At 62.6% G+C, this 9,737-nt stretch carries 11 protein-coding genes; 9 read left to right on the top strand and 2 right to left on the bottom strand.

Annotated features, from left to right (window positions below):
- Nucleotides 1-443, top strand: a 443-nt coding sequence (locus ABT23_RS12110; RefSeq protein WP_296635613.1) for a hypothetical protein, incomplete at its 5' end; no start/stop codon positions are given.
- Here the strand turns inward: ABT23_RS12110 and ABT23_RS12105 are convergent.
- Nucleotides 435-1,547, bottom strand: coding sequence for a glycosyltransferase (locus tag ABT23_RS12105; protein WP_296635611.1), 1,113 nt, complete (start codon nt 1,545-1,547; stop codon nt 435-437). The two genes, ABT23_RS12110 and ABT23_RS12105, sit on opposite strands and share 9 nt — an antisense overlap.
- A 272-nt stretch (nt 1,548-1,819) precedes the next feature.
- Here ABT23_RS12105 and aroB point away from each other — a divergent pair, with 272 nt between their 5' ends.
- Nucleotides 1,820-2,899, top strand: a complete 1,080-nt coding sequence (gene aroB, locus ABT23_RS12100; RefSeq protein WP_296635608.1) for a 3-dehydroquinate synthase — start codon at nt 1,820-1,822, stop codon at nt 2,897-2,899.
- A 10-nt stretch (nt 2,900-2,909) separates the two neighbouring features.
- On the top strand, nt 2,910-4,040 hold the full coding sequence (locus ABT23_RS12095; protein WP_296635606.1) for a deoxyguanosinetriphosphate triphosphohydrolase: 1,131 nt from the start codon (nt 2,910-2,912) through the stop codon (nt 4,038-4,040).
- Between the two features lie 22 nt (nt 4,041-4,062).
- Here the strand turns inward: ABT23_RS12095 and ABT23_RS12090 are convergent, their stop codons facing one another.
- Nucleotides 4,063-4,770 carry a ComF family protein gene (locus tag ABT23_RS12090; RefSeq protein WP_296635603.1) on the bottom strand — a complete coding sequence of 236 codons (708 nt, stop codon included), beginning with the start codon at nt 4,768-4,770 and terminating at the stop codon, nt 4,063-4,065.
- 54 nt (nt 4,771-4,824) lie between these two features.
- Between ABT23_RS12090 and ABT23_RS12085 the strand changes: the two genes are divergently transcribed.
- The 6 genes from ABT23_RS12085 to bioD are packed head-to-tail and all read left to right on the top strand — an operon-like array spanning nt 4,825 to nt 9,709.
- Entirely contained in the window at nt 4,825-5,283 is a 459-nt protein-coding gene (locus ABT23_RS12085; RefSeq protein WP_296635601.1) for a hypothetical protein, read from the top strand.
- Nucleotides 5,276-6,229 (top strand): biotin synthase BioB, encoded by a 954-nt coding sequence (gene bioB, locus ABT23_RS12080; protein ID WP_296635598.1) that lies wholly within the window; start codon nt 5,276-5,278, stop codon nt 6,227-6,229. Before ABT23_RS12085 ends, bioB begins: the two co-directional genes overlap by 8 nt.
- Nucleotides 6,226-7,386, top strand: a complete 1,161-nt coding sequence (gene bioF / locus ABT23_RS12075; RefSeq protein WP_296635597.1) for an 8-amino-7-oxononanoate synthase — start codon at nt 6,226-6,228, stop codon at nt 7,384-7,386. Before bioB ends, bioF begins: the two co-directional genes overlap by 4 nt.
- The gene (gene bioH / locus ABT23_RS12070) at nt 7,373-8,119 is read left to right on the top strand and encodes a pimeloyl-ACP methyl ester esterase BioH (protein WP_296635593.1); all 747 of its coding nucleotides are present in this window, start codon (nt 7,373-7,375) and stop codon (nt 8,117-8,119) included. The genes bioF and bioH overlap by 14 nt, the downstream gene beginning before the upstream one ends.
- Nucleotides 8,112-9,032 (top strand): malonyl-ACP O-methyltransferase BioC, encoded by a 921-nt coding sequence (gene bioC, locus ABT23_RS12065; protein WP_296635590.1) that lies wholly within the window; start codon nt 8,112-8,114, stop codon nt 9,030-9,032. The genes bioH and bioC overlap by 8 nt, the downstream gene beginning before the upstream one ends.
- Nucleotides 9,029-9,709, top strand: a complete 681-nt coding sequence (gene bioD / locus ABT23_RS12060) for a dethiobiotin synthase (RefSeq protein WP_296635588.1) — start codon at nt 9,029-9,031, stop codon at nt 9,707-9,709. Before bioC ends, bioD begins: the two co-directional genes overlap by 4 nt.
- The last annotated feature ends 28 nt before the right edge of the window (nt 9,710-9,737 follow it).

Raw genomic sequence — 9,737 nt, 5'->3', positions numbered from 1 at the left:
ATGCGTTGTACCAGGGCTGCACCGTATTTGCCGTCCAGGATATCGGCGCCCATGACAAACAAGGCATGGTGCTGGCGTATCAATTCGTCGAAAGCGCGCGTTCCGGTTTTCCCGGACCAAGCGGGTACGACCGGCGTCTCGCCAATTCCGGGTATGACAATGGTGTGGCGGCGTTACCGATAATGGTGAATGTCGAGTCCGGATTTTGTGCCCGAAGCGATTGCATCAAGGCGCTGAACATGGCCAGGTCGCCCAGGGAACTGGAAGGGTCGGTGACATCGCCCGCGATGATGGCGAAACGCGTGGGCGTTTCCGGCAGGATGGGCCTGGATGCCGAGGCCCGTAACCGATGCAGAGGGAGCACGACCTGCAGAAGATTACGGGCAATGATGGCTTGGTCGATGAGGGATTGCCTGCGCATCATCTATCCAGGGTCATCTTAGAAGTGGCGCGCAAAGTTGCGTGACTTGTTCGATAAAGTGGGGGCGTGTGTAACGTGCGATGACCGTGTTCCAGCCTGTTTCTGCGTTGCGTCTCCGGTCATCGCTATCATCCAGCCAGGCGATGCATTGTTCGGCAAAATGTCTGTCGTCCCGGGCAACCCCCAAGCCTGCGCTCCCCAGGTCCTCCTTGAAGGCCTCGGCGCTGTGGGGCGTTGTGATGCATGCCCGGCCATAAGCGAGCGATTCCAGAATCTTGATGTTGGTGCCGCCACCCGAGTAGATCGGAGCGATGGTGAATGCAGCATTGCGGTACGCCTCGCCCAGATCGTCGACGAAACCGGGAGCGGAAACGTCGGGATGCTGTTCCCATGCTTGTCGCACGGCGGGTGGTGCGGCCCCCACCAGTAGCAGTTCGGCCTCCGGATGGGCGGACTTGATGGCGGGCCAGCTGCGGGCCAGGAAACGGTCTATGCCCTCGCGATTGGGTGCATACCAAAGCGAGCCGACGAACAGCAGAACAGGGCTGTTCGTCTGTGGAAATGGCTGGGTGGGTGGCGCGTATGGGATGTTGGGCAGCAGTACCGATTTGAGTTCGCGATGCTGTGCCTGATCGCGTCGATTGACAAAGAAATATGCGTCAAAGCGTTTGAGCTGCCGTTTTGCCAGCCACGCAGCATACTGCGATTTGAACTGTGCGGCCAGCGCCAGCGCACCGGGTCCGTAATGGTAGCCCCAGTCGTCCAGGTCAACCACGCTGTGTACGCCGGGCGGGACGACCAGCTTGGCGAGTGGATTGAGATAGCGGCTGACGATCAGCCTATAGCGCTCGAGGTCAACACCCGCTGCCTTGAGTGCCAGATTCAGGGCGCTGTCCGGTTTGAATTTTCCGATGCCGAACGGATGCTGGTGCCAGCGTCCATGTGCCAGGATCCCTGGTTTGGGCGGTATATCCAGTCGACTGGGGTCGGCGGTAGGCTCCAGCAACACCACATCCACCTCCTCCAGCGTCCGCAGAGCTTCGTACAGCAAAGCAGTGCGCTGTTGTGCGCCCGACTGGGGATTGAACGGGGACGCCGGTGAAACCAGCAGAATACGGTCAGGCATGGACATTAGATTGAACGCTGGATGGCCGTGAACGGGATTTCATCTGTCTTGGCGATATGGCGACACAAAAACAAAGCCGCGGCTTGGCATGCGTATGCGCTCCGACCATGAAAAAACGGCAATGCGCGGCGGCGGTTGAGTGAGTGGGTATTCATGGATCATCATCAATCAATGGATTGTGGGCTCAGCAAGCAATGTGCCATACGCGTTAGTTCAAGGAATATGCCGGCTTTGGTTACAATCGAACAACTCTTTTGTCTTTTTTCAGTTTCATGCAAACCCTCCAAGTTGATCTCGGTGACCGCTCCTACCCTATCCACATTGGCTCGGGTCTGTTGGGCCGACCTGAGCTGATTCTGCCGCACTTGCCGCAAAAACGTGTGATGGTGGTCACCAACACCGTTGTGGCACCGTTGTATCTGGCGCAGTTGAGGGCAACCCTGGAGGCCGGCGGCGTGATGGTGGCGCAGGTGGTGCTGCCGGACGGCGAGGCTTACAAGAGCTGGGAAACGCTGAACCTGATTTTCGATGCACTGCTGACCCAGCGCGCCGAGCGCAAGACCACGCTGATCGCGCTGGGCGGTGGCGTGATCGGCGACATGACCGGATTCGCTGCGGCGAGCTATCAGCGCGGCGTGCCCTTCATCCAGATTCCCACCACGCTGCTGTCGCAGGTCGATTCGTCGGTGGGCGGCAAGACGGGGATCAACCATCCGCTCGGCAAGAACATGATCGGCGCGTTCTACCAGCCGAAAGTGGTGCTGGCCGACACCGATACCCTGAAGACGTTGCCTGCACGCGAATTGTCGGCAGGACTCGCCGAGGTGATCAAGTATGGCCTGATCTGGGATGTCGACTTTCTTGCTTGGCTGGAAACCAACATGGACAGGTTGCGTGCGCTCGATCCGACGACAATCACCCATGCGATCTACCGTTCGTGCGAGATCAAGGCGCAGGTGGTGGGGCAGGACGAGCGCGAAGGCGGCATCCGGGCGATCCTCAACCTGGGCCATACCTTCGGTCACGCGATCGAAACCGGCATGGGCTACGGTAACTGGCTGCACGGCGAGGCCGTGGGTGCCGGCATGGTGATGGCGGCGCAGACTTCGCAGCGGCTGGGATGGCTTTCGGAGGCGGACGTTGCGCGCACGCGCGCGCTGATCCGTGCCGCCGGGTTGCCGGACGTTGCGCCGGATCTGGGGGTGGACCGGTATCTCGAATACATGGGCCATGACAAGAAGGTGGAGGGCGGCAAGATGCGTTTCGTGCTGCTGAAGAAACTGGGCGAGGCCGTGATTACCGCGGACGTGCCGACCGACGTGCTGACCGCCGTGCTGACCGCGCCGCACTGAAGGAGACTTGATGGAACCGTCGTTCGCACCCTACGCAGCGCATTCCAGTCAATCCCGAGGACGCCAGCATGCCGAGCCGCCCGCCGCGCCGCGCTCCGAATTCCAGCGCGACCGCGACCGCATCATCCATTCCACTGCGTTCCGGCGGCTGGAATACAAGACCCAGGTGTTCGTGAACCACGAAGGCGACCTGTTCCGCACCCGGCTGACCCACAGCATCGAGGTGGCGCAGATCGGCCGCACCATCGCCCGCTTGCTGCATCTCAACGAAGATCTGGTGGAGGCGGTGGCGCTGGCGCACGACCTTGGCCACACGCCGTTCGGTCATGCCGGCCAGGATGCGCTGAATGCCTGCATGCGCGAGCACGGCGGTTTCGAACACAACCTGCAGTCGCTGCGCGTGGTCGACCTGCTGGAAGAGCGCTATGCCGAATTCGAGGGTTTGAACCTTACCTTCGAGGCGCGTGAGGGCATCCTCAAGCATTGCTCGCTCGCCAATGCCGAGAAGCTCGGCGCAGTGGGCGAGCGCTTCCTGAACAAACAGCAGCCTTCGCTCGAGGCGCAGATTGCCAACCTGGCGGACGAAATCGCCTACAACAACCACGACGTCGACGACGGTCTGCGCTCCGGACTGATCACACTGGAGCAGTTGAGCGAAGTCCAGATCTTCGCCCGCCACCTGGCGGAGGTGCGTGCGAAATATCCGACCTTGCAGGGGCGTCGCGTGGTGACCGAAACCGTTCGACGTATCATCAATACGCTGATTCTCGACCTGGTGGATACCACGCGCAGGAATGTCGAGAACAGCGGCGTGCAGACCCTGGCCGAGGTGCGCGCAGCGCCGCCGCTGGCAGCGTTCAGCCCCGCACTACTCGACGAGCACCGCGAACTCAAACGCTTCCTGCTGCGCCACCTGTACCGCCATTACAAGGTGGCCCGCATGAGCGCCAAGGCGGGACGCATCATCAGCGATCTCTACACGGCTTTTACCGGCGACGCCCGCCTGCTGCCGCCGGAGCACCAGATGCGCGAATCGCTTGAGGGTGCGCGCGCCGTGGCCGACTACATCGCGGGGATGACCGACCGCTATGCCATGCGCGAACACCGGCGGATTTTCGCGGTGGAAGAGATCTACGGCTGACGCCGATTCGTTCAACAGCGCTTTAGCGCGAGCCTTGCGTGTCACCCGGCGGCAGCGTGCGCGCCGCTACCCAGCACGTCACCTCGCGCGCGCCAGCCTGTTTCAGTGTCGCGGCCAGTTCGTCGAGACTGGTTCCAGTCGTCATCACGTCGTCGACCAGCGCGATATGCTGCCCTCGTACGTCTCCGGAACAGGCAAATGCGCCGCGCAGATTACGGCGTCGTGCATCGTGCTTCAGTCCCGTCTGCGGTGGTGTGTCGCGGATGCGCCGGCAACTGCTGAGATCGAGCGGGAGTCCTTGCCGGGCCGCCACGTCACGGGCGATTTCGGTGGCGTGGTTGAAGCCGCGCTTACGGATGCGTGCTGCATGCAGCGGCATGGCAATCAGGCGATCCGGCACTGGTGCAGCTTCCGTGGCCCGAGCCAGCCACTCGCCCAGCGCCGGTGCGATGGCAAGCTGGCCTTGGTATTTCAGGCGCGGAATCAATCGGTCGAGCGGAAAGACATAGCGCAGCGCCGCAATGGTACGGTCGAACGCAGGGGGGCGTTTGAGGCAGGCGCCGCAGGTCTGTCCCTGGGGCGTGGGCGTGGCGCACTGTGGACACTGTGGCTGCGCGTGCCAGGGCAGATCGGTCAGGCAGGCCGGGCATACATGCCCAGTGCGCGTCGCGTCGCCGCACAGCAGACAGGTTCGTGGGATGAATTGATTAAAAATTGATCGGATGTTCAATTTTGTCGTCTATGAAATTTGACAGAGGCTGCGTGCGCCCTGAAAATCGCGGTCATGAAAGCCAAACGCGTCATTCCAGCTTCATCTTCCCGCTTCGCCGCGCAGCTGTTCAATCTCATCACCGTCGTGGTGTTGCTGATTTCGCTGACGGCATTGCTGCTGGGCAAGCTGCTTGCCGGCCAGAAAATCGGTTTCCTGCCGTTCGTGCTGTCATTGCCACCGATCATGATCTGGCTGGGCGCGTCGATTTTCGTCTATGCCAGTATCGCGCACCACCCGAATCCGCGCACGGCGCATTACAACAAATGGGCAGGTTACCGCTATTACGGCGTGATGGGCAGTCTGGTGGTGTTCGGCCAACCGCTCTACGACCTGCTGGGCGGCTGGCAGGGGTTGATGCTGGTGCTGGGATTCGCGGTGGTGGTGATCGTGCCGTGGGCGTTGTTTGATATTTACCGGGCCGCGCGCGAGTCGTGGCAGGACATGACCATCGAGGTAGCCATCAATGAATGACATGACTCAACCGCCTGCGCGCCTATCCATGGCCGACATCGAGGCGCTGTTCGCCTTGCCGTTTGCCGACCTGATGTATCAGGCGCAAACGGTGCATCGTGAGAACTTCGACCCCAATCGCGTGCAGTTGTCGACGCTGCTGTCGATCAAGACCGGCGGCTGTTCCGAGGACTGCGGCTATTGCCCGCAGTCGGCACGTTACGACGCCGGCGTGGAAAACCAGGGCCTGCTCGATCTCGACGACGTGCTGGCCGCCGCGAAAGCCGCCAAGGCCGCCGGCGCCTCGCGCTTCTGCATGGGCGCTGCCTGGCGCGGCCCCAAGCAGCGCGACCTCGAGCCCGTGCTCGACATGGTGCGCGAGGTGAAGGCGCTGGGGCTGGAGACCTGCGCCACGCTGGGCATGCTGAAGGACGGCCAGGCCGAGCAGCTGAAGGAAGCCGGCCTCGATTACTACAACCACAATCTCGACACCGCGCCCGAGTTCTACGGTGAGATCATCACCACGCGTGAATATCAGGATCGCCTCGACACGCTGGAGCGCGTGCGTCATGCCGACCTGCACGTGTGCTGCGGCGGCATCGTTGGCATGGGCGAATCGCGCACCCAGCGCGCCGGTCTGATCGCACAGTTGGCCTCGCTTGATCCACAGCCCGAATCGGTGCCGATCAACCTGCTGGTCCAGGTCGAGGGTACGCCGCTGGCCGGCACCGAAGCGCTCGATCCACTGGAGTTTGTCCGCACCATCGCGGTGGCGCGCATCTGCATGCCGAAGAGCTTCGTGCGCCTGTCGGCCGGGCGCCAGCAGATAAGCGACGCGGTGCAAGCACTGTGCTTCCTCGCCGGCGCCAATTCGATCTTCTACGGCGAGAAACTGCTCACCACCGGCAACCCCGAATGGGAACGCGACCAGCGCCTGTTCGATTCGCTGGGCCTGCAGCCGTTGTGAGTTTTGCTGCGCTGACCCGCCTGCAGCAGGGGCTGGCGGCGCTGAGGACCGATCATCTCGAACGGCGGCGCCTGCTGCTCGACGGCGCACAAGGCGCCCATGTCACGATCAATGGCCAGCGCGTCATTTCCTTCTGCAGTAACGATTATCTCGGCCTTGCCGCTGATCCGGCTTTGATTCGAGCCGCGCATGCTGCGCTCGACCAATGCGGTGTTGGCGCGGGTGCCGCCCATCTCATCACCGGCCACCACCGTTTTCATCACGACTTCGAGTCGGCTTTTTCCATTTACATCGGCAAACCGGCGGCCCTGCTGTTTTCCACCGGCTATATGGCGAACCTCGCGGTGATCACCGCGCTGGTCGGCCGCCACGGCGAGATCTTCGCCGACAAGCTCAACCATGCCTCGCTGGTCGACGCAGCGCAGCTGTCCGGTGCGCGCTTCAGTCGCTACCGTCACAACAATCTCGCTCAACTTGAATCGCAACTCGCAGACAGTACGGTCCAGGACAAGCTCATTGTTTCCGACCTGGTCTTCAGCATGGACGGCGATTTGGTGCCGGTCGACGCGCTGCTCGAGCTGGCCGAACGCTACGACGCCTGGCTGTATCTCGACGACGCGCATGGCTTCGGCGTGCTCAACGGCGGTCGCGGCGGCTTGACCGAACGCGCGCGCTCGAGCGACCGCGTGATCTATCTGGCCACGCTGGGCAAGGCCGCGGGCGTGTCGGGTGCCGCGGTGGCCGCGCACACCAGCGTGATCGATTGGCTGATCCAGAAGGCGCGCCCCTACATCTACACGACGGCTTCGCCACCGGTCCTGGCGGCGTGTCTGCTGGAAAGCTTGCGCCAGATCGAGGCGGGCGACGCGCGGCGCGAACGGCTGGGGGCGCATGTCGCGCAACTGCGCCAAGGCCTGGCAGGTCTGAAGCGGGGCGTTCTGATGCCCTCGGACACACCGATTCAGCCGCTGGTGATCGGCGCGAATGCCGATGCCGTACACCTGTCGAAAGACTTGCTGCAACGTGGGCTGATGGTGCCCGCCATCCGTACGCCGACGGTTCCCGCCGACACGGCGCGTTTGCGCATTACCCTGTCAGCTGCACATAGCGCCGACGATATCGCTCAACTGGTCGAGGCCCTGCATGCGCTCGACTAAGCCCATACTGGTGCTGGTGCACGGCTGGGGCATGAATGCGCGCGTGTTCGACGTGCTTGCACAATTGCTGGGTGATGATTTCGACGTGCGCGCATTCGATTTGCCGGGACATGGTGGGCGCAACAGTCAGCCGAACAACTCGTTGCAGAGTTGGGCAGACGATCTGACGGAACAGGTTCCGGAAGGCAGCACCGTGCTGGGCTGGTCATTGGGTGGACAAGTGGTGATGCGCGCCGCGCTCGATCACCCGGGAAAATTGAGTCGCCTGATCCTGCTGGCCTCGACACCACGTTTCGTCGCAGATGAAAGCTGGTCACATGGGGTGTCTGCAACCGACCTGGAGGATTTCGGCGCATCGCTGCTGGCCGACCCGCAGGCCACGCTACTGCGCTTTCTCAGCTTGCAGACACGTGGCGTGCCCGATCAAAAATCATTGTTGCAGCGGCTGCGCCAGCACTTTCTGGCCCTGCCGCAGGCGCGCGCCGAGGCCTTGTCGGGTGGGTTGACGATTCTGCGTGAAACAGACTTGCGTCAGCAGTTGACGCGCCTGACGCAGCCGACGTTGGTGCTGCATGGCGCACTCGATGCATTGACGCCGGCGGCAGCAGGGCGCTGGCTGGCTGAAACCCTCCCAAACGCACGGTATGTCGAACTGGCCAGGGCTGCGCATGCGCCGCATCTGTCCCACAGTGCAGACGTGGCTGCCGCAATCGCAGGCTTTGCCCATGACTGAAGCCGAGCTCGATTTCGCCGAAGTGCGGCGCGCGTTCGATCATGCCGCCACCAGCTACGACGCGCACGCGGTATTGCAGCGCGAAGTATGCGATCGCTTGCTGGAACGTCTCGACTTCATGTCGCTGCAACCAGGCCGCGTGCTCGATGTCGGCACGGGCACCGGCTATGGATTGGCGCATCTGCGTGCGCGCTATGCAGCCTCCGAATTCTGTGCGCTCGACATCGCGCCAGCCATGCTCATGGCGGCACGTGCCCGCCTGCCGCAGCCGACGTGGGCGCGGCGTGTGCTGCATCGTCTGGCGCCTTCTCCTGCGGAGTCGAATCATCTGGTGTGCGCCGATATGGAGCGGCTTCCGCTTGAACCCAACAGCATGGATCTCGTCTGGTCCAGCCTGGCCATACAGTGGGCGCACGATCTTGAAGCCACGTTCAAGGAGTTTCATCAGGTGCTGGCGCCTGGCGGTCTGCTGATCTTCGCCACCTTCGGCCCCGACACGCTGAAGGAACTGCGCGAGGCCTTCACGGCTATCGACGATGCGCCGCACGTCAATCGCTTCATCGACCTGCACGACATCGGCGACATGCTCATCCACGCCGGGTTCTCGAGCCCGGTGATGGAAATGGAGATGCTGACGCTGACCTATGCCGACCTCAAGTCATTGATGCGCGATCTCAAGGGAATCGGCGCGCACAATGCGGCCTCGGCCCGACGCCGCGGCCTGTTGGGCAAGACGGCGTGGTCGCGGCTTGAGCAGGCCTATGAAATGCAGCGCCGCGACGGACGGCTGCCGGCGACTTTCGAAGTGATCTATGGCCATGCCTGGGCAGGTGACAAGAGCCGGCGCGAAGACGGACGGCAGGTGATCCAGTTCAACATCGGCGAGCGTCGCCGCAAACTGGGGCTGGCATGAGTGTGCGCGGATTGTTCGTCACCGGCACCGATACGGGCGTCGGCAAGACGCGCGTGGCGGTGGCGCTGATTCATGCGCTGCGCGCGCGCGGGCTGCGGGTGGCGGCAATGAAACCGGTGTCGGCCGGCGCTGCGCCGGGTGAATTGAATGAGGATGTGGTTGCGCTCATGCAGGCGGCCAACGTTCACGCGGACGTGCGCGATGTGAATCCCTACGCCTTTGCCGAACCCATCGCGCCGCATATTGCCGCGGAGTCGCTCGGTGTGCGGATCGACCTGGAGGTCATCGCCGAAGCGCATGCGCGCCTCGCCGCCATCGCCGATGTCGTGGTGATCGAGGGCGCAGGGGGATGGCGGGTCCCGCTGAATGAGCACGAGGATATGGCGGACCTTGCTCTGCGTCTGGGCCTGCCCGTCGCGCTGGTGGTGGGACTGCGACTGGGTTGTCTGAATCATGCATTGCTGACGGCCGAATCGATCACCCTGCGACGTGTCCCGTGGGCAGGGTGGGTGGGCAACCACATCGAGCCGGCAATGCCGCAGGCAGCGGAAAACCTGGCGGCCTTGAGTACGCGCCTGCCCGGTCCGTGTCTGGGCGTTCAGGGATTTTTTGAGAGGGAAGGTTTGCCGTTGAACATGCCGCAATGGCTGACGCTGCCTGATTGGTTAGTATCTTAGAATAGTCTGTAATAACGATATTTTATAA

The organism is Thiobacillus sp. SCN 63-57 (assembly GCF_001725555.1).
Taxonomy (GTDB): Bacteria; Pseudomonadota; Gammaproteobacteria; order Burkholderiales; family Thiobacillaceae; genus Thiobacillus.
This window is presented reverse-complemented; position numbering and strand designations above follow the sequence as displayed.